Consider the following 19,927-nt stretch of genomic DNA (forward strand, 5'->3'; position numbering starts at 1 on the left):
GCTACAGCCGGTGTTTTGCGGGAACTTGGCTATCCTCATCCATGGGTTTGATCCCTACCGCGAGGCCTTTATGGACGATTCCAACAACAAGCCACCGACTTTCTGGCAGATGCTTCACAGCGTGATGGCAGCCGCCTTCGGGGTGCAGAGCGGGAAGAATCGCGCCCGCGACTTTACCCATGGCAAGCCCAGCCACTTTGTCATCCTGGGTATTGTGTTTACCGCCGTGTTTGCCTTGACCCTGCTTGCCATCGTCAAGCTGGTGCTGCACCTGGCCGGTGTTTGAAGCCGGTCAATGCATCAGCAGTTGCAGGCTGAACGGGTAGCGATAGGTGGCTGGCTTGCCCTGGGCTGACAGTGCTCGAAAGTCGACGCCGTAGTCCTCGCGCCCCTGCATCTCTAAAAGGCGCCTGGCTTGTGGCGGATCAATCAATCGAAAGAGCCCGAGCTTGCGCTCACGCCCACCGTACTGCGCCATGCCCAGGCCGCGGGCATCGTCATGCAGCACCACCATCGCCCAGCCGCCAAGGGTGAAATGCCCGGCCACCAGCACACTCAGGCGTCCCTCAAGGCGCGCCTGCAACGCTTCGGGCGAACTGTTGACCGCGCTGAACAACACGTCCGTGCCCGGCGTGCGCCCGCTGCCTTTGAGTGCATCCATTGCCCCCAGCGCCATTTCATCGTTGGCCGCCCACACCAGCGCGGTCTGCGGGTAGCGTTTGAATAACTGCGTGGCCTGGTCGAAAGCGCGCTGGCGACTCCACTCGCCATACACCAACTGGCGCAGGCGCACCTGCGGATGATCCGCCAGGGCGCGCTGCAAGCCTTGCTCGCGCAGTTGCGCGGCGGGAGTGGTCTTGGCCCCGGAGAACGCGATCAGGTCGAGGGTCTGGCCGGGGGCGACAGGCCCATGCAGGCGCAACAACTGGGTGAGCATCAAGTAGCCCGCCTGTTCGTCGTCGGCGACCATGCTGCCGATCCAGTCAGGGTATTTGCCGGCGTCCAGCAGTTGAGTCTGGTCCGCGGTCAGCGCGTTGTTGACGATCAGCAGCTTGACCCCGCTGCCCTGGGCCAGGCGCAAGATCTGCGGGGCGATGTACTGCTCGTTGACCAGCACCAGGTAGTCCGGGCGCTCGGCGCCTTGCAGGGCTTCACGGGCCTGCACCAGCGTGGTCTCGGGATTGCGCTCGGAATAGCGCACACGCAAATCCAGGCCGAGGTCCCTTGCGGCGGCCTGCATGAATTGCGCGTAGCTGACCCAGAAGGTCTCGGTCGAATTGCCAGGGTTGAGAAACACCACCGACGTCGCCTGGGCGATGGCCCAGAACGGCATGCTCAGCACCAGCAAGCACTTGCAGAGAACCTTCAACATCGTTGCCTGAGCCTTTCGGAATGACGGCCCATGATAATGGCATCAGGCCGGTCAATCTCGGCTAATTGCCGATTGTCGACAACAAGGCTCGATAACGCCCTTTTATTGATGGCTGACCCAGAACACGGCAGTGGAAACCACCAGGATAATCAAAAACAGAATGGCCCACGCATCGACACTGCTGTCACTTTTGCGCGCTTTGGTCGGATTGCTCATAGCATCGCCTCTTGTCGGTTTTATAGGTGATTGCACAAAGACACGAGCACAGTAAAGTTCATGATTGCCCGCATGACAAATGTGGGTATCGCGATAACCGTTCTCATTAGGCCATTTGGTTATTTGCATATACTCAAACATCACTTTTGCGCATAAACGCAAACTGGTATCGTGCGCCGGCTCCGTTGGGAGTGCGCGGCCGTGCGCGCAGATTTGCCGAGAACAGGACCTATATGTACGTATACGACGAATACGATCAGCGCATCATCGAGGACCGCGTCAAGCAGTTCCGTGATCAGACCCGACGCTATCTGGCAGGTGAACTGAGCGAAGAAGAGTTCCGCCCTCTGCGCCTGCAAAATGGCCTTTATGTTCAGCGCTTTGCGCCGATGCTGCGGGTTGCCGTGCCTTATGGCCAACTGACTTCCCGTCAGACGCGCATGATGGCCAAGATTGCCCGCGACTTCGACAAGGGCTACGCCCACATCAGTACTCGCCAGAACGTTCAGTTCAACTGGCCGGCCCTGGAAGACGTGCCGGACATCCTGGCTGAATTGGCCACCGTGCAGATGCACGCCATTCAGACCAGCGGTAACTGCCTGCGCAACGTGACCACCGACCAGTTCGCCGGCGTTGCCGCTGACGAGCTGATCGACCCCCGCCCATGGTGTGAAATCGTCCGTCAATGGACCACCTTCCACCCGGAATTCGCCTACCTGCCGCGCAAGTTCAAGATCGCCATCAATGGCTCGACCTCGGACCGCGCCGCCATCGAAGTGCACGATATCGGCCTGGAGCCGGTGCATAACGCGGCGGGCGAGTTGGGCTTCCGTGTGCTCGTCGGCGGCGGCCTCGGTCGTACGCCGGTAGTGGGTGCCTTCATCAACGAATTCCTGCCGTGGCAGGACCTGTTGAGCTACCTCGACGCGATCCTGCGGGTCTACAACCGCTACGGCCGTCGTGACAACAAGTACAAGGCCCGGATCAAGATCCTGGTAAAAGCGCTGACCCCCGAGGTGTTCGCCCAGAAAGTCGACGCCGAGATGGAACACCTGCGCGGCGGCCAGACCACCCTGACCGACGCCGAAGTGCACCGCGTTGCCAAGCATTTCGTCGACCCCGACTACAAGGCCCTGAGCAATCAGGACGCCGCGTTGGCCGAGCTCGATGCGCAGCACCCGGGTTTCGCCCGCTGGCGCACCCGCAACACCCTGGCCCACAAAAAGCCGGGCTATGTGGCCGTGACCCTGTCGCTGAAACCTACCGGTGTTGCACCGGGTGACATCACCGACAAGCAACTGGACGGCGTCGCCGACCTGGCCGAGCGCTACAGCTTCGGCCAACTGCGCACCTCCCACGAGCAGAACATCATCCTCGCCGATGTTGAACAGTCTCAACTGTTCACCCTGTGGGGCGAGCTGCGCGAGCAGGGTTTTGCCACGCCGAACATCGGCTTGCTGACCGACATCATCTGCTGCCCGGGCGGCGACTTCTGCTCCCTGGCCAACGCCAAGTCGATCCCGATTGCCGAATCGATCCAGCGCCGTTTCGACGACCTGGACTACCTGTTCGACATCGGCGAGCTGGACCTGAACATCTCCGGTTGCATGAACGCCTGTGGTCACCACCACGTCGGCCACATCGGCATCCTGGGCGTGGACAAGAAAGGCGAAGAATTCTACCAAGTGTCCCTGGGTGGCAGCGCCAGCCGCGATGCGAGCCTGGGCAAGATCCTCGGCCCGTCCTTCGCCCAGGAAGCCATGCCTGACGTGATCGGCAAGCTGATCGACGTGTACGTCGAACAGCGCACCGAAGATGAGCGTTTCATCGACACTTACCAGCGCATCGGCATTGACCTGTTCAAGGAGCGCGTCTATGCAGCGAATCATTAAGAACAACGAAGTCCTCGACGAAACCTGGCACCTGCTGCCCAAGGATGCGAGCTTCGATGGCATCTCCAACTGCGACGACCTGATCGTGCCACTGGCCCTGTGGCGCGAGCACGCTCACGCCCTCAAGGCCCGCGACGGCGGCCTGGGTGTATGGCTGGACGCCGATGAAGAAGCCGAAGAGATCGGTGATGACGTGGAGCACTTCCAGGTCATCGCCCTGAACTTCCCGGCCTTCACCGACGGTCGCAACTACTCCAACGCCCGCCTGCTGCGTGACCGTTATGGTTACAAGGGCGAGCTGCGGGCGATTGGCGATGTGCTGCGCGACCAGTTGTTCTACCTGCGCCGCTGCGGGTTCGATGCCTTCGCCTTGCGCGCGGACAAAGACCCGTACGAAGCGCTGGAAAGCCTCAAGGATTTCTCGGTGACGTACCAGGCCGCGACGGATGAACCGTTGCCGTTGTTCCGCCGCCGGTAAGCTCGCGTCAATAAAAAGCCCCGACCAGTCGGGGCTTTTTGCATTCAGGCGGTGGGTTGCAACGCGAGTTGCACTGCACCATCGACACTCAACCCGCTGATCAGCACCTGGGGCGCACACGCCTCAGGCAGCGTCTGCAACACCTCCTGCGCCTCATGCCGTACGCGGGCCAGCACCAGGCATTTGCCCTCCCCTCGCACCTGTACGAAAAACGCCTGCAACGCCTCGATGCTGGTGCCGTCCAGGTCGGGGGATTCTTCCAGGCTGAGCACTACCGTGTGCACCGGTAACGTAGCGTGCCGCATCAGGCTCAACACCGCCCCCAAACACTCGCTCGGCATTCGCGAAGAACAGCGCTTCACTGGGCCGCACGATCAGCACACCGGGGATCCGTTCGGCGCTCGGGTGATGCAGCAAGTCGACAAAATCATGCCCACCGTCAATGCGCCCCAGCTCACGCACGTCCGCCGACGACATCTGCCGCAGCATCAACACCACGCTGATTCCGACGGCCACCAACAACCCATCCAGCACCCCCAGCACCAACACCGCTGCCACCGCGCAGATCACCAGCAACCGATCGCGGCGCCAGGAGAAATAGCGGCCCAGGGGCTGCAGGCTCAAGCCACGGCCCAAGGCGTAAATGACGATGGCGGCAAGCACCGGCTCCGGCGTCAATGCCACCAGCGGCAGCACCGTCAGCACGATCGCCAACACCACCAGCGCCGCCACGGCGCCCGCCAGCCGGGAGTTGGCGCCCGCCGCCTCATTGGCCGATGTCGCCGAATACCCGGCGCCGGTGGGCATGCCCTGGAACAGCCCGGACAGCAGGTTGGCGGCCCCCAGCGCCAGCAGGTCACGGTTGGATGACACGCGATCACCATGCTTGAGGGCGAAGGAGCTGATGGAGCCGTAGGACTCGGCGTAAAGAATCATCACCATGGCAAACGCCAACTCTCCCAGGCGCAGCCAGTCGGCGAACGGCAATACCGGCAAATGCGCCACTTCCAGACGCAGGTCGATGACGCCGATCAACGCCACGCCATGGGCCTGCAGATCCAGCCACTGGCCGGCGGCAATCCCGAGGATCACCACCAGCAACCCGCCCGGCAGGCGCCGAACTCGCGCGCATAGCCAGAGCAGCAGCAACGCGACGCCCGCAACGGCAGCGGCGGCCCAGTTCCAGCGCGGCAGTTGCTCCAGGAGCTGGGGCAGGAAGCGAATCAGGTTGTTATCGGTCAGGTGCACGCCCACCACGCTGGCCAACTGCTTGAGGATGATCGTCAGCGCCAGGCCAAAGGCAAAGCCACGCAACACCGGCTTGGCGATAAACGAGGTCAGCCCGCCCAGCTTGAGCATCCCGGCCAACAGGAAAAACGCCCCCGTCACCAGTACCAGGCCCATTGCCAGGCTCAGCCTGAGTGCCGGGTCATCCCCCGCCAGCGTTGCCGTGGCCGCCGCCAGCACCGCTGCCGAGGACGATGTGGCAGAGACAATCGCGAAGCGGCTGGTGCCAAACAGGCCGTAGCACAACAATCCGGCAAACAAGGCGATCACGCCCGCCTGGGGCGGCAACGCGGCGATGCTGGAATAGGCCACGGCCTCGGGCAGCAACAGGCCGGCGATGGACAGGCCGGCCAGCAAGTCTTGTGCACGGTTCGGCGTGGTGTCGCTCTCAGGCTTGGTGTTCAATCCCTAATTCCCTGGCAAAAAAAACGGCCAATCCGCTGTCTGCGAATTGGCCGTGATCATTGCACTGAAACCGGGTGCTGTCAGGACACCAGCGAATAAATCAGCGCGGTAATCGCCACCAGGCCCACCGCCGTGACGAACACGTTGGACGCCTGGCCACGGTACTTGGCCATCGCCGGTACCTTGCGGATCGCGTACATCGGCATCAGGAACAGGATCGACGCAATGATCGGCCCGCCCAGGGTCTCGATCATGCCGAGGATGCTAGGGTTGAGGGTCGCGACGATCCAGCACACCACCAGCATGAAGGCAGCCGTCATGCGGTCCAGAGTCTTGGCAGCCGGGCGACGGCCGCTTTTGAGCACCAGGCCCTTGAGGCCTTCACTGGCGCCGATGTAATGGCCCAGGAACGACTTGGCAATCGCCACAAACGCGATCAGCGGCGCGGCGAACTCGATGGTCGGGTTGCTGAAGTGGTTCGCCAGGTAGGACAGGATCGACAGGTTCTGCGCCTTGGCTTCGGCCAGTTGCGCCGGCGACAGGGTCAGTACGCAACTGAACACGAAGAACAGCACCATCACTACCATCAGGATGTGTGCCCGGGACAGGATCTGCGAGCTGCGTTCCTCGGCGTGTTCGCCGTACTGGCGCTTCTGGTCCACCGCAAAGGCCGAGATGATCGGCGAATGGTTGAACGAGAACACCATCACCGGAATCGCCAGCCACAGGGTATGCAGCAGCGCCGACGGGGCCGGCACGGTAGTCGCGGTGCTGAGGATGCCACCGTTCCAGTGTGGCACCAGATACACCGCCAGGAACAGCAAGGCAACGATAAACGGATACACCATCAGGCTCATGGCCTTGACGATCACCTGCTCGCCGCAACGCACCACGGCCAGCAGGCCGAGGATCAGCACCAGCGACAGGATCGCCCGCGGTGGCGGCGCGATGTGCAGTTGATGTTCCATGAAGCTGCCGACGGTGTTGGTCAGCGCCACGCTGTAGATCAGCAGGATCGGGAAGATCGCGAAGAAGTACAGCAAGGTGATCGCGGCACCGGCCTTGAGGCCGAAGTGCTCCTCGACCACGTCGGTGATGTCCGAGCCTTCACGGCCCGAGAGCACAAAGCGGGTCAGGCCACGGTGAGCGAAAAACGTCATCGGGAATGCCAGCAGCGCGAGGATCACCAACGGCCAGAAGCCGCCAAGGCCCGCGTTGATCGGCAAGAACAAGGTGCCGGCGCCGATGGCCGTACCGAACAGCCCGAGCATCCAGGTGGTGTCCTGGCGGCTCCAGCTTGTGAGGGTTGCAGGTGTCGTTGCGTAGCGTTCGTCGACGCTATTGGCCTGATCATTCATCCGTTCGGATCTCCGCATTCACTCAGTCGAGACGAGTCAGAAAAACCTGACAGGCAGCGCCACGACCGAAACAGGGGCGCGATTGTCCGGGATTCGCTTGAAGAAGCAAAGACTTAGCTGAGGAATGGTTGTGCAGTGCAGAGGATTGAAGACGTTTCCGGCAGGGTCAATTTTACATTTCACAAGAAATCTATTTTATAAATTCATCACGTCATGTATTTTTAAAGCACGCCTCTCACTGGACTACCTGCCATGCCAATCGTGCGCATCGACCTTCGGAAAAACCCCGACGTCACCTACGCCAAGCGCGTCGGCGTATTGATCTACAACGCCATGCACACGGCCATCGGCGTGCCTGAACACGACAACTTCCAGATCCTCACCGAGCACGATGAACACCACTTCATCTATGACCCGGAGTACCTGGGCATCCAGCGCACCGACAACCTGGTGATCATCCAGATCACCCTGAATGAAGGCCGCAGCACCGAGCAGAAAAAGCTGTTGTACAAGACCATCGCCGAGAGCTTGAACCGTGAACTGGCGGTGCGCCTGGAAGATGTGTTTATCAGCCTGGTGGAGGTCAAGAAGGAAAACTGGTCGTTCGGCAACGGGATCGCGCAGTACGCCAGCTAAACGTTTTATGATGCCACCCATCCCTGCCACCACCTGATCCAGAGAGCCCTCGATGCCACGCGTGTCCCGCAAACAAGCCGAACTCAACCGCGAAATCATCGTCGAGGCCGCCACGCGGCTGTTTCGTGAACGGGGCATCCATGGCATCAGCGTGTCGGACGTGATGGCCGCCGCCGGGCTGACCCATGGCGGTTTCTACGGGCACTTCGAGTCCCGTGAGGCGCTGGCCACGGAAGCCTGCAACCGGGCATTCGAACAATCGAGCGAGCGCTGGCAGGCCAGGGTCGAGCAAAGCCCTGATCCCGAGGCTGCTCGCCTGGCGTTGATTGATCCGTATCTGTCGGCCGCCAATCGTGACAACCCCGGGGACAGTTGCCCGGTTGCGGCTTTTGCCGGGGAGATGTGCCATGAAGCCGCCGACAGCGCGTTGCAACGCAGCTTTATCCGGGGCTTTGAAGCGTCCATGGGCATCCTGGCCGCTACCCAGGCCACCGGAACCCCCGAAGGTGACCGGCAGGCCGCCATTGCCCAGTACGCGATGATGGTAGGCGCCCTCGCCCTGGCCCGTGCGACCAAAGGCAACGGCCTGTCTGATGAATTCCTCGCTGCCGCCAGGAATCTCCTGATCCCGAAAAAAAACCTCGGCTGACGCGTTGACAGCCAAACGCCAGCGCCAGCATGATCGGCCCATGAACCTTATTCAGCTGGCCCTCACCCGCACCACCACCACGACCGCTTCCGGCGGGTCGTGTGGTAGCGGTGAGTGGCGCGCAAACTAAGCCACCCGGATTTACCCAAGGCCCCGCCAGCAATGGACGGGGCCTTTTTATTGCTCCGCCATCTGGCAAACACAAGGAGCAGTACCATGCCTGACAACAAGCGCCCCGCCCTGCTGATCATCGACATGCAGACCGGTCTGTACGATGGTCCGGAAAAACCCTACGAACGCCAGCGCGTACTCGACAACATCAACCAGCTGATTCAGCGCGCCCGACACGTTGGCGTGCCGGTTTTCGCTGCACGTCACACCGGCCCTGCGGGTTCGCCCATCGAGGTGGGCAGCCCGTTTTGGCAACTATGGCCAGCACTGGAGGTTGATGAAGCTCGCGACGCGGTTTTCAATAAAACCCGGCCCAGCTGTTTTCTCGGCACCGGGCTGTCGCAGCAACTGGCGGCGGCACAGGTGAATGAACTGGTGATCGTCGGGATGAAAACCCAGTACTGCATCGACACGACGTGCCGAGTGGCCGTAGAGCTGGGGTTCTCGGTGCTGCTGCCGGAGGATGCCCATACTTGTATGGACACTCCGGCGTTATCGGCCGCATCGATTATCGAGCACCATAACGCAACCTTGGCCGGGGCATTTGTGCAGCGTGTGAAAGCTGACGATATCTGCTTCTAAAGCCTGGAGCTTTACCTAAGCCGAGGTTCTCAATACGTTGCGCAGTTCGCCATTGATCGCGCTCTGCGCAACAGCCAGTTGGTCCACCAGATCACCGGCTGCGTGCGCCGTTAACGCAATCACTGGGCGGTCCCAGTCGTAATTTCTTATTACATTGATGCGGAACCCACCATGGGTATCGAAGGAGGGGTACCAGCCGACATCCAATATAAGCCCACCGGCGTATTCAACCTGAAGCATGTCCTCTTTCAACAGGTGAACCTGACTCTCCATCGCCCCATCCTGCAAGATGGAGAGATCATCATGGGTGACGTTTCCGTCAATAAAGCCTAGTGAGATCAACTTGTTAACCTCCTGAATTCCTGCTCGGAAATCGGATGACCATGTATGACGCCCGCGCTTAACTCAATTCGAACCCAGTAACTGGGCTTGCCATCACTGGCACCTATGACTTGCGGATACTCCCTGAGTTTCCAGGGTTTTGCATGAGTGCTTGGCACTCCATTTTTATAGGCTTCTCGCTCAAGCTTTTCAATATTTATACCGGGCTTGTATTTGGCCGGGCCGTATCGGGTGCTGCTGACAATATCTTCCCAAGCTAGGTTTTTTGATGGGCTGTGCTTGTAGCCATAAGGGGTCCACTCGACGATTTCGGGGGTGGCAGGAACATGCATCCATGACGTCTCTGCTAAGGAAAGTCGTCGAAGTCTGCTGCAGTAAAAAGGCCTGGGACGAGCGGTCTGGAAAATCAGATTAGGCTGGTGAGAAATGAAATTTTTCTGCGGTAAAGAAACGATCGGGACTACAAATCCCGCATAATCCAAGCCTCTAATCCTTCAGGAAGAACCTTCCGATGCCCGTCACCGTTCTGGTCCTGGTTGAAACCATCAACGACTACCTGCCGATCATCGAAGGCAATGGCTTTCACGTGATTCTTGCGCCCACCCCGGCCGAACGCGCCAAGGCCATCAAGACCCACGGCGGGCAGGTCCAGGCGGTGCTGACCCGTGGCCCGCTGGGCCTGTACGCCGAGGAAATCGCCGCGCTGCCGCTGCTTGAGATCATCTGCGTGATCGGCGCCGGGTATGAACACGTGGACCTGCAAGCCGCCAGCAACCGTGGAATCGTGGTCACCAATGGCGCCGGGGTGAATGCGCCGTCGGTGGCCGACCACGCCATGGCTTTGCTGCTGTGCCTGGTGCGGGACATTCCCCGGGCGGACGCAGCAGTACGGCGCAGCGAATGGCCCAAGATAATGCGCCCTTCCCTGGCCGGCAAACAGTTGGGCATTCTCGGCCTGGGCGCCGTGGGCCTGGAAATCGCCAAGCGGGCCGCCCTGGGTTTTGGCATGGAGGTGAGTTATCACAACCGCCAGCCCCGCGAGGACGTGGACTACACCTACTGCGCCACCGCCGTGGAACTGGCGCGGGCCTCGGACTTCCTGATCCTGGCCACCCCGGGCGGCGCCAGCACGCGACATTTGATCGACCGCCAGGCCCTCGACGCACTGGGCCCCAACGGTTTCCTGGTGAACATCGGGCGCGGCAGCGTGGTGGTCACCACCGACCTGATTACCGCCCTGGAGCAACGGCGCATCGGCGGCGCGGCACTGGACGTGTTCGACGATGAACCCAACGTGCCCGACGCGCTCAAGCGCCTCAGCAATACCGTGCTCACGCCCCACGTCGCCGGCCTGTCACCGGAAGCCGCCCATGACACCGTGCAGCGCGTGGCGGACAACCTGCTGGAATACTTTGCCGGCCGCCCTGTGCTGACGCCCGTGGCACTGCCTCCGCGAAAATAATGGCCAATAGCCATAAATTCTCCAAAACCTGACTACACTGCCTGAGGGGATACTCAGGATGCCGGTACTGGACCGGCGAAGGAACGCAGGATGGTTTGCCAAGGACCCGGCTCGGCCCGCCAACGCGGCGCAATAGGACTGATGGGTGCGATGACCCTGGGGATCGCACTGTTGTTCCTGTTGCTGGTGGTCGACAGCGGCCGGCTGTACCTGGAAAAGCGCAAGCTGCAACGGGTTGCCGACACCGCGGCCCTGGAAGTGGTCACCCGCGGCGGCGCCTGCGTGACGCCGAATACCAACGCCGCGCAATTCGCGATCCAAAGCGCAGCCCGCAATGATTTCCCGCTCAACGCAGACCGTACCCTGGCGACCACCTGTGGCACCCTGGTCACCGGGGCTGACTTCATGCGCGCCTTCAGCCCCAATCCCTCAAGGTCCGATGCGATCCAGGTCATCGCCACCCACCGCGTCGTCACCAGTATCGCCAACCGCCTGTTCATGCTGCTCTCCACCGGCCCTTTCGAGCCGACCATCCGGTTGCAGGCAGTGGCCGTGGCCGCCGTGCCCGCGCCACCGGTGGCCGTACTGACCATCCGCAGCACCTTGCTGACCGTGGACAGCACCAAGTCCGCCGCACTCAATGCGTTGATCGGCGGACTGCTGGGGGGCAAATTGCAACTCGACGCGGTGGGCTGGAAGGGCCTGATCAATACCGATATCAACCTGCTCAGTTACCTGGACGCGCTGGCGATTCAATTGAAGGTCAGCGCCGGCAACTACGACGAGTTGCTCAAGACCGACGCCAGCGTCGGCGATCTGATCCAGGCCGCGATAGATGTACTCAAGCTGGGGGGCGATGCGGTCAAGGTGGTGATCAATAACCTGGAAGCGATCAAGCTGATTGCACCCGGCACCAAGATCCTGCACCTGGGCGACCTGCTGACCATCCAGAACGGCACCGACAAGAGCGCCCTGGACGTTAACCTGCAACTGTTCAACCTGATCCAGGGGTTTGTGCAACTGTCGAACAAGTACAACGCGGTCGCGGTGGAGTTGCCGGTGGATGTGCTGGGACTGCTGAATATCACGGTCAAGACCAAGGTCATTGAACCGGCACAGGTTTCCGCCATAGGTAACCCCAAGCTGATCGCCACCCAGCCGATCTACGTCAGGACCGCGCAAGTCAGGACGTTGATCTCGGTGAAACTGCCGGCAATCGGCGCGGTGAACGATTTACTGGGCGGGGTAACGGCGCTGGTGGGCATCTTGTTAGGCAGCTCCTTTGACCCCAAAATCGGCCAGCAAATCGATGTAGCACTGGAAGCCGCCAGCGGCAGCAGCACGGTCACCGGATATCGCTGCAACGGGCCTGCGGACAAAGCCTTGTCGGTGCTCGGTACCACCTCGGCGGTTAGGCTGATGGTGGGCCAGATCGACCCAAAAAACCTGTTTTCCTCCACAGCACCACTGAACGTTGACGAATTCCCATTACTCGACCTTGGGGTGAAGACCTGTAGCAACGGTGTCTGCGATCCCCGGCAACCGTATGGCGTGGGTGGCATCAGCCTGAAGATCGACAGCAGCGTGGCCAAGACCGTCCGGAACCACACCTACCTGTCGCCGCCCGAGGTGAAAAGCCCTCCGGACTACTTCAGTTTCAGTTCCAACAACGTGGTGGGCAGCTTGAGCAACACCCTCAATGGCATCCAGTTGATCAACCATCCACCGACACAGGGCGGACTGATTGGGCTGGTGCTGAACCTGGTGGTCGGCCTGGTCACCGGCGTACTGAATCTGCTCAGCGGCATCATCTCCGGACTGCTCAGCCCGCTCCTCGACCCGCTGGTCAATAACCTGCTCGCCGGCCTGGGCATCGACCTGGCAAAAGTCGAAATCGGTGCCAACCTGTCCTGCAACCCCGGCGGGCGCGCAGTTCTGGTGATCTGAGCACATCAAGCCCGCTGATCATCGGCCAACACGCTAACCTATTAAGCCGCCCCAACCTTGTGGCTTGGCGGCCGCGCGCATTAGATTAGCCAATAGTCCAAGGCCTTAAGAATAAGCAGAAGGGATAAGCATGGCGCTTAATGACCAATCGACCCAGATTCGCCCCGGCGAAGAACTTGATGCCAGCCTCATCGATCCCTACCTCAAGGCCCATATCCCGGGCTTGAGCGGCAGCGTCAAAATCAGCCAGTTCCCCGGGGGTGCCTCCAACCTGACGTACCTGCTGGAATACCCCCGCCAGGAATTCGTACTGCGCCGCCCGCCCTTTGGCCACAAGGCCAAGTCCGCCCACGACATGGGCCGCGAATACCGGATTCTCAACCAGCTCAAGGACGGTTTCCCGTACTGCCCCAAGGCTTACGTGCACTGCACCGATGAGTCAGTGATCGGTGCCGAGTTCTACGTGATGGAGCGGGTCAACGGGATCATCCTGCGCTCGGACCTGCCGCCGGAACTGGGCCTGGACGCGGCGAAAACCGAAGCCTTGTGCAAAAGCTTTATCGACAAGTTCGTCGAGCTGCACCAGGTCGACTACAGCGCCTGCGGCCTGGCCGACCTGGGCAAGCCCGAAGGTTACGTGGAGCGGCAGATTCGCGGCTGGAGCGACCGCTACGAAAAAGCCCTGACCCCCGACGCCCCAAGCTGGGAAGCGGTACGTGCCTGGCTCAACGACAAGATGCCGGCCGACCACCCCACCTCGAGCATCGTCCACAACGACTACCGCTTCGACAACGTGATCCTCGACCCGCATAACCCGATGCAGATCATCGGCGTGCTGGACTGGGAACTGACCACCCTCGGCGACCCGCTGATGGACCTGGGCAACACCCTCGCCTACTGGATCGAAGCGGCCGACCCGGCCCCGGTGCAACTGATGCGCCGCCAGCCGAGCAACGCCCCCGGCATGCTTACCCGCCGCCAGTTCGTCGACTACTACGCCGAACGCTCCGGGATCCAGATCGACAATTTCGACTTCTACTACACCTACGGCCTGTTCCGCCTGGCCGGCATCGTGCAGCAGATCTACTACCGCTTCTTCCATGGCCAGACCCAGGACAAACGCTTTGCGCAGTTCATTCACATGAACAAGCTGCTTGAGCAGATGAGCCTGAATGTCATCAAACAGTCTTCCCTCTGACCCTCTTCAAGGAAAAACCATGTCCAAGACCCAACTGTTCGACCTCGACGGCAAGATCGCTTTCGTTTCCGGCGCCAGCCGCGGTATCGGTGAGGCCATCGCCAAGTTGCTGGCCCAGCAAGGCGCCCACGTGATCGTGTCGAGCCGCAAGATCGACGGCTGCCAGCACGTGGCCGACGCGATCATCGCCGACGGCGGCAAGGCCACGGCAATTGCCTGCCATATCGGCGAAATGGAACAGATCACCAACGTGTTTGCCGCGATCCGCGAACAGTTCGGCCGCCTGGACATCCTGGTCAACAACGCCGCCACCAACCCGCAGTTCTGCAACGTGCTGGACACCGACCTGGGCGCATTCCAGAAGACCGTCGACGTGAACATTCGCGGCTACTTCTTCATGTCGGTGGAAGCCGGCAAGCTGATGCGCGAGAACGGTGGCGGCAGCATCATCAACGTGGCCTCGATCAACGGGATTTCGCCGGGCGTATTCCAGGGCATCTACTCGGTGACCAAGGCCGCCGTGATCAACATGACCAAAGTCTTCGCCAAGGAATGCGCGCCGTTCGGCATTCGTTGCAACGCACTGCTGCCGGGCCTGACCGACACCAAGTTCGCCTCGGCACTGGTGAAGAACGACTCGATCCTGAAAATGGCCCTGGCGCAGATCCCCCTCAAGCGCGTGGCCGACCCGAGCGAGATGGCCGGCGCGGTGCTGTACCTGGCCAGCGATGCGTCGAGCTACACCACCGGTGTATCGCTGAATGTGGACGGTGGTTTCCTGTCCTGATTCGGCTGGCGGGTGACTTGCGGTAATCTTGCGGGTGATTGCTTGCCTCTGGATGAAACATGGAACTGCACGTCGTTATCAAGGGCCGCAAGGACCTGGCCGAACAGCTTTACCAGCAATTGCGCACGGCCATTGAGTCGGGACAACTGGTGGCCGGGTCGCAATTGCCTCCCAGCCGCTTGCTGGCCCTGCAACTGGGCGTGTCGCGCAAGACAGTCTCAGACACCTACGCGGCGCTGACCTACGAAGGGTTGTTGGTCGGCAGGATCGGCCGTGGCACGTTCGTCAACGCCTGGGCCACGCGCCGCGAACACCTGCAAAGTGCCGCCGACCTTGCCTGCGCCGCCAACCTGGCCAAGTGGCAAGCCCTTCCCGCGCCCATGGGTCACCCCAACCGTGAAACCCGCCCGAGCCGGGACTTTATCGGCGGTGCCACCGCCCGCAGCCAGTTCCCCCAGGATGAATGGCGGCGCTGCACCCTCGATGCCTTGCGCCGTATCTCACAGGACAGCGGCTTCTACAGCCGGCCGGAAGGCTTGCCGGCCCTGCGCAGTGCAATCGCCGGGCATATCGCATTTTCCCGTGGGGTCAGGTGCAGCGAAGACGACATCGTAGTCACCAACGGCGCCCAGCAGGCGCTTGACCTGATCGCCCGCGTGGTGCTGGAACCGGGCACCGTCGTCGCCATGGAAGACCCCGGCTACACCCCGGTGCGACTGATGTTCGACGCCATGGGGGCGACCGTGGTGGGCGTGCCGGTGGACGAACACGGCCTGCGGGTCGACTTGATTCCCGACGGCGCGCGGCTGATCTACGTGACACCGTCCCATCAGTTCCCCCTGGGCATGCCCATGAGCGTGCCGCGCCGTGAGGCGTTGCTGGCACGTGCGCTGGCGTTGGGCGCCATCGTGATCGAGGATGACTACGACAGCGAATTCCGCTACGAGGGCCGCCCCACCGACTCCCTGCAAAGCATGGACACCCGCGGCGTGGTCGCCTACGTCGGGACCTTCTCGAAAACCCTGCTGCCGGAGTTGCGCCTGGGCTACACGGTGTTGCCGCCGGCGATTTTCGGCGCGGTGCTCAAGGCCAAGCAACTCACCGACCAGCACAGCTCCACCCTGCCGCAATGGGCCCTGGCCAAGTTCATCAGCGAAGGCTACCTGCTCAAGCACATTCGGCGCTGCCATGGGGTATATGCCGGGCGCCGGGAACGGATTCTGCAGCGCCTGGCGGGGGACCTCTCGCCGTGGTTCGACGTGGTGCCCACCGTGGCCGGGTTCCATCTGGCCGCACTGTGCAAGGTGCCGGTGAATATTCCGCAGCTCACCCAATTGGCACGGGAGGCTGACGTGGGGCTCTATCCGCTGAGCGTGTTTTTCCACGACACACCGGTACGCGAGGGACTGAAGATCGGGTTTGGCGCGATCGAAACCCTGGACATTGACCCGGCGCTGGACGTGGTGCGGGATATCCTGCGACAGATTGGCTGAGGGAATTTCCGCCGGATTGGCTATTGGTCAAATCCGGATCGGGGCCTAGGGTGAACGGGTCTCGACTCACTCGGAGCCTCACCATGAAAGTACTGCTCGGCACCACCCTGCTGCTGGCCTCGTTAAGCGCCTTTGCCCACGACCCGGTGTACAACCAGGAAAAGATCAACGTGTTGCAGGAACACGCCCTGGCCAACGTCCCCGGCAAGAAAACCGTGATGCTCACCGTGGACTATGCGCCGGGCCAGGCCACCGTGCCCCATAGCCACACCGGCACGGCCGTGGCCTATGTGCTGGAAGGTGCAATCACCTCGCGGGTCAACGATGAGAAGGCGATCACCTACAAGGTCGGCCAATCGTTCTACGAGCCCGCCGGCTCGCGGCACTTTGAATCCAGCAATGCCAGCCAGACCCAACCGGCGAAACTGCTGGTAGTGATGGTGATGGATGACAAGGCCGACGTGCTCACGCCGCTGCCCCACTAACCCGCACCACCGCACCCTCCTGTGGGAGCTGGCTTGCCGGCGATGGCAGTGCATCAGACACAGTTGTGTTTGCTGATCCACCGCCATCGCCGGCAAGCCAGCGCCCACAGTTATAACCGCGCACAGTCAGTGGCTCAGGGTCGTTTGAAGTGGTGGCGCAGGTGTTCGATTCGAGGCCGGCAGGTACAGCCTTCAAGGTGGTCGTTGACCATGCCCATCGCCTGCATGAACGCATACATCGTGGTCGGGCCCACATAGCTCCAGCCACGTTTCTTCAGGGCCTTGGACAAACGTGTTGACGCGGCTGACGTGGGGTTGGCCGTCCAGTACGCCATGTCCACCACCGCCGGGCGCTCATCGGCGGCCGGTTCAAACGACCACAGCCACGCCGCCAGCGAACCGGTCTCATCCACCAGCTCACAGGCGCGCCGGGCGTTGTTGATGGTGGACACGATCTTGGCGCGATTGCGCACGATGCCCGGGTCGGCCATCAATCGCTCGATGTCCTGCTCGGTGTACTGCGCCACCCGGCGAAAATCAAAGCCCTCGAACGCCCGGCGAAACGCCTCGCGCTTGCGCAGGATGGTGATCCACGCCATGCCCGCCTGAAAACCTTCCAGGCAAATCTTCTCGTACAGCGCAATGTCATCGGCCACCGGCACGCCCCATTCGTGGTCGTGGTAATCCGGGTACTCCGGCGCCGCCGTGCGCCACGTACAGCTGGTGACGCCCGCCGCGTCCGTGATCAATCCTGGAATATCCATAACTCACCCTGTGAACCAAGCCCGGGATGATAAGCGAAAAAAATTCCGGGCCGCCAACCGCTCAAGCACGAACCTTGCGGACCAACTGGTCAGACCGGGACCTGCCATCCGCGTAATATTTACTTGCGACTTGAAAAAAACCGAGCGTAGACTGGTCCCGCACTGGACATACCGGTCAGACCACAACAATTAAGCCCTGGACCCACCAGGGCACCGAATAGAGATCCTTCCCATGCTCAGATGGTGCTCGCGTTCGATTTTCCTGCAAGTCGTGATTGGCCTGGTGATCGGCATAATCTGCGGCCTCGCCCTCCCTGAATTCTCCTCGCAACTCAAACCCCTGGGTGACGGCTTCATCAAGCTGATCAAAATGCTGATTGGCCTGATCGTATTCTGCGTGGTGGTCAGCGGTATTTCCGGTGCCGGCGACTTGAAGAAAGTCGGGCGCATCGGCCTCAAGTCGGTGATCTACTTCGAAGCACTGACCACCGTGGCCCTGGTGATCGGCCTGATCATGGCCTTCAGCACCGGGATCGGCACCGGCGCCAATATCCACCTGGAGCAACTGTCGTCTGCCGGCCTGAATGAACTGGCAGACCGCGGCCAACACATCAAGGGCACCAGCCAGTTCCTGATGGACCTGATCCCCAACTCGGTGATCGGCGCCTTCGCGGACAACAACGTGCTGCAAGTGCTGTTGTTCTCGGTGTTGTTCGGCAGCGCACTGAACCTGGTGGGCGAAGCCGCTTCCGGCATCTCGCGGTTGATCAACGAGCTGAGCCACGTGATCTTCCGCATCATGGGCATGATCGTGCGCCTGGCGCCCATCGGCGTGTTCGGCGCCATCGCCTTCACCACCAGCACGTATGGCCTGGATTCCCTGCAACACCTGGGCAGCCTGGTGGGCCTGTTCTACCTTACGTGCTTCCTGTTCGTCGCGGTGATTCTGGGGCTGGTGATGCGCCTGTCGGGCCTGCGGATGATGCCGCTGCTCAAGTACCTGCGGGAAGAACTGTTGATCGTGATGGGCACCGCGTCCTCCGATGCCGTGTTGCCACAGATCATGCGTAAACTGGAACACCTTGGCATTGGCAGCTCCACCGTGGGCCTGGTGATTCCGACCGGGTACTCGTTCAACCTCGACGGTTTCTCGATCTACCTGACCCTGGCCATCGTGTTTATCGCCAATGCCACCGGCACACCGCTGTCGATGACCGACCTGCTGACCATCCTGCTGGTGTCGCTGATCACCTCCAAGGGCGCCCACGGGATTCCGGGTTCGGCACTGGTGATTCTGGCGGCGACACTCACCGCAATCCCGGCGATTCCGGTGGTGGGCCTGGTGCTGGTGCTGGCGGTGGACTGGTTCATGGGCATTGGCCGGGCGCTGACCAACCTGATCGGCAACTGCGTCGCCACCGTTGCCATCGCCCGCTGGGAAAAAGACATCGATATCCAGCGCGCCAACAAGGTGCTGGACGGGCAACAAGGGTATGCCTTCCAGGCCAAGAAACCGGTGCTGCCCGCCCACCAAGAGTTCTGATGAGACAGACTCACCCCCTGTGGCGAGGGAGCTTGCTCCCGCTGGGGCGCGAAGCGGCCCCAAAAAATGGGCCTGCTGCGCAGTCCAGCGGGAGCAAGCTCCCTCGCCACACCAAGCAGACAGTTCAATTTAAAGGGAGCCACACGTGATCACCTCGTCAACCGTCGTCAATTCAGTGGTAGAAAAACTGCGCGCCGCCCTGGCGAGGGGTCAGTGGCGGCGCGGCGAGATGCTGCCCGGCCAGCGTGAACTGGCCGAGCAAATGGGCATCAGCCGCCCAAGCCTGCGCGAAGCGGTGATCGTGCTGGAAACCCTCGGCCTGGTACGTTCCATGCCCGGCAAGGGCGTGGTGGTGCTGGAGACCACCCTCAGCGAATCCCAGGCCCAGGACAGCGGCGTGGCCGACGCCAGCCTCGAAGACATCCTGCAACTGCGCTACACCCTCGAGCCCTTTATCGTAGGTTTAGTGGCGCAATCCATCAGCAGCAAGGAAGTCGGGCAACTGCGCCTGACCCTGATGGACATGCGCGAAGCCCTCGACGCCGGCGACAGCGAAGCCGGGATGAACGCCTACATCGCGTTCCACGAAGAACTGTTCGCCCTGACCTCCAACCCGATCTTCCAGAACGTGGTGCAACAGACCAGCAACGCCCTCAAGCAAAGCGCCCAGGTGCTGCGCAACTCCCCCGAACACCTGGCGGAACGCTTGCAGGAAAACGACGCCGTGGTGCGCGCGATCCGCAACAAAAACAGCGCCCTGGCCAGCGCCGAAATGCGCCGGCACATCCTGCAGGAAGGCTTACGCATGGGCATTCGCTTGAACATCCCGGATGACCATCTGGGTAGCTGACTTCCAGGAG

Annotated in this window: 19 protein-coding genes and 1 pseudogene; 14 read left to right on the forward strand and 6 right to left on the reverse strand. The window is 61.4% G+C overall.

Features of this window, described 5'->3' with window-relative positions; all coding sequences use genetic code 11:
* Positions 1-70 precede the first annotated feature (70 nt).
* Positions 71-286, forward strand: coding sequence for a DUF2970 domain-containing protein (locus QF039_RS14925; protein WP_177054995.1), 216 nt, complete (start codon positions 71-73; stop codon positions 284-286).
* A 6-nt stretch (positions 287-292) separates the two neighbouring features.
* On the opposite strand, the gene QF039_RS14930 is transcribed toward QF039_RS14925, so the two are convergent.
* Entirely contained in the window at positions 293-1,372 is a 1,080-nt protein-coding gene (locus QF039_RS14930; RefSeq protein ID WP_307519162.1) for an ABC transporter substrate-binding protein, read from the reverse strand.
* 449 nt (positions 1,373-1,821) lie between these two features.
* On the opposite strand from QF039_RS14930, the gene QF039_RS14935 reads away from it, so the two are divergent.
* Both QF039_RS14935 and QF039_RS14940 read left to right on the forward strand, forming a co-directional pair.
* Complete coding sequence (locus tag QF039_RS14935; protein WP_003210800.1) at positions 1,822-3,480, forward strand: nitrite/sulfite reductase; 1,659 nt, start codon at positions 1,822-1,824, stop codon at positions 3,478-3,480.
* The gene (locus QF039_RS14940) at positions 3,464-3,958 is read left to right on the forward strand and encodes a DUF934 domain-containing protein (RefSeq protein WP_003210798.1); all 495 of its coding nucleotides are present in this window, start codon (positions 3,464-3,466) and stop codon (positions 3,956-3,958) included. Before QF039_RS14935 ends, QF039_RS14940 begins: the two co-directional genes overlap by 17 nt.
* 44 nt (positions 3,959-4,002) lie before the next feature.
* Here the strand turns inward: QF039_RS14940 and QF039_RS14945 are convergent.
* Positions 4,003-5,650: pseudogene (locus tag QF039_RS14945) on the reverse strand (SulP family inorganic anion transporter).
* Positions 5,651-5,730: 80 nt separating this feature from the next.
* The gene (locus QF039_RS14950; RefSeq protein WP_258345241.1) at positions 5,731-7,008 is read right to left on the reverse strand and encodes a serine/threonine transporter; all 1,278 of its coding nucleotides are present in this window, start codon (positions 7,006-7,008) and stop codon (positions 5,731-5,733) included.
* Between the two features lie 252 nt (positions 7,009-7,260).
* Here QF039_RS14950 and QF039_RS14955 point away from each other — a divergent pair, with 252 nt between their 5' ends.
* From QF039_RS14955 to QF039_RS14965, 3 genes are all read left to right on the forward strand, one after another.
* Positions 7,261-7,644 carry a tautomerase family protein gene (locus QF039_RS14955; protein WP_003210790.1) on the forward strand — a complete coding sequence of 128 codons (384 nt, stop codon included), beginning with the start codon at positions 7,261-7,263 and terminating at the stop codon, positions 7,642-7,644.
* A gap of 52 nt (positions 7,645-7,696) precedes the next feature.
* Positions 7,697-8,293 (forward strand): TetR/AcrR family transcriptional regulator, encoded by a 597-nt coding sequence (locus tag QF039_RS14960; RefSeq protein ID WP_307519167.1) that lies wholly within the window; start codon positions 7,697-7,699, stop codon positions 8,291-8,293.
* Positions 8,294-8,509: 216 nt separating this feature from the next.
* Positions 8,510-9,046 carry a cysteine hydrolase family protein gene (locus QF039_RS14965; protein WP_307519169.1) on the forward strand — a complete coding sequence of 179 codons (537 nt, stop codon included), beginning with the start codon at positions 8,510-8,512 and terminating at the stop codon, positions 9,044-9,046.
* Between the two features lie 15 nt (positions 9,047-9,061).
* On the opposite strand, the gene QF039_RS14970 is transcribed toward QF039_RS14965, so the two are convergent.
* The gene (locus QF039_RS14970; RefSeq protein ID WP_134326805.1) at positions 9,062-9,388 is read right to left on the reverse strand and encodes a hypothetical protein; all 327 of its coding nucleotides are present in this window, start codon (positions 9,386-9,388) and stop codon (positions 9,062-9,064) included.
* Complete coding sequence (locus tag QF039_RS14975) at positions 9,385-9,870, reverse strand: hypothetical protein (protein WP_177008206.1); 486 nt, start codon at positions 9,868-9,870, stop codon at positions 9,385-9,387. Before QF039_RS14975 ends, QF039_RS14970 begins: the two co-directional genes overlap by 4 nt.
* Positions 9,871-9,899: 29 nt before the next feature.
* On the opposite strand from QF039_RS14975, the gene QF039_RS14980 reads away from it, so the two are divergent.
* The 6 genes from QF039_RS14980 to QF039_RS15005 all read left to right on the forward strand — a co-directional run bounded on the left by QF039_RS14980 (position 9,900) and on the right by QF039_RS15005 (position 16,760).
* Entirely contained in the window at positions 9,900-10,850 is a 951-nt protein-coding gene (locus tag QF039_RS14980) for a 2-hydroxyacid dehydrogenase (protein ID WP_008433021.1), read from the forward strand.
* Between the two features lie 90 nt (positions 10,851-10,940).
* A complete protein-coding gene (locus tag QF039_RS14985; protein WP_177047336.1) occupies positions 10,941-12,797 on the forward strand; it encodes a pilus assembly protein TadG-related protein in 1,857 nt (618 codons plus the stop codon).
* Positions 12,798-12,927: 130 nt separating this feature from the next.
* Positions 12,928-13,995: a phosphotransferase family protein gene (locus QF039_RS14990; protein WP_307519175.1), complete on the forward strand. Its 1,068-nt coding sequence runs from the start codon at positions 12,928-12,930 to the stop codon at positions 13,993-13,995.
* Between the two features lie 19 nt (positions 13,996-14,014).
* A complete protein-coding gene (locus tag QF039_RS14995) occupies positions 14,015-14,782 on the forward strand; it encodes an SDR family oxidoreductase (protein WP_003210776.1) in 768 nt (255 codons plus the stop codon).
* A 59-nt stretch (positions 14,783-14,841) separates the two neighbouring features.
* Positions 14,842-16,275, forward strand: coding sequence for a PLP-dependent aminotransferase family protein (locus QF039_RS15000; RefSeq protein ID WP_177021423.1), 1,434 nt, complete (start codon positions 14,842-14,844; stop codon positions 16,273-16,275).
* A gap of 83 nt (positions 16,276-16,358) precedes the next feature.
* Complete coding sequence (locus tag QF039_RS15005) at positions 16,359-16,760, forward strand: cupin domain-containing protein (RefSeq protein WP_003210770.1); 402 nt, start codon at positions 16,359-16,361, stop codon at positions 16,758-16,760.
* A 134-nt stretch (positions 16,761-16,894) separates the two neighbouring features.
* Here the strand turns inward: QF039_RS15005 and QF039_RS15010 are convergent, their stop codons facing one another.
* Positions 16,895-17,524 (reverse strand): DNA-3-methyladenine glycosylase I, encoded by a 630-nt coding sequence (locus QF039_RS15010; protein ID WP_102604667.1) that lies wholly within the window; start codon positions 17,522-17,524, stop codon positions 16,895-16,897.
* A 232-nt stretch (positions 17,525-17,756) separates the two neighbouring features.
* On the opposite strand from QF039_RS15010, the gene QF039_RS15015 reads away from it, so the two are divergent.
* Both QF039_RS15015 and QF039_RS15020 read left to right on the forward strand, forming a co-directional pair.
* Complete coding sequence (locus tag QF039_RS15015; RefSeq protein WP_008433031.1) at positions 17,757-19,067, forward strand: C4-dicarboxylate transporter DctA; 1,311 nt, start codon at positions 17,757-17,759, stop codon at positions 19,065-19,067.
* A 145-nt stretch (positions 19,068-19,212) separates the two neighbouring features.
* Positions 19,213-19,917 carry a FadR/GntR family transcriptional regulator gene (locus tag QF039_RS15020; protein WP_003212959.1) on the forward strand — a complete coding sequence of 235 codons (705 nt, stop codon included), beginning with the start codon at positions 19,213-19,215 and terminating at the stop codon, positions 19,915-19,917.
* Positions 19,918-19,927 lie beyond the last annotated feature (10 nt).

Origin of the sequence: Pseudomonas sp. W2I6 (genome assembly GCF_030815935.1) — a bacterium.
Classification (GTDB): domain Bacteria; phylum Pseudomonadota; class Gammaproteobacteria; order Pseudomonadales; family Pseudomonadaceae; genus Aquipseudomonas.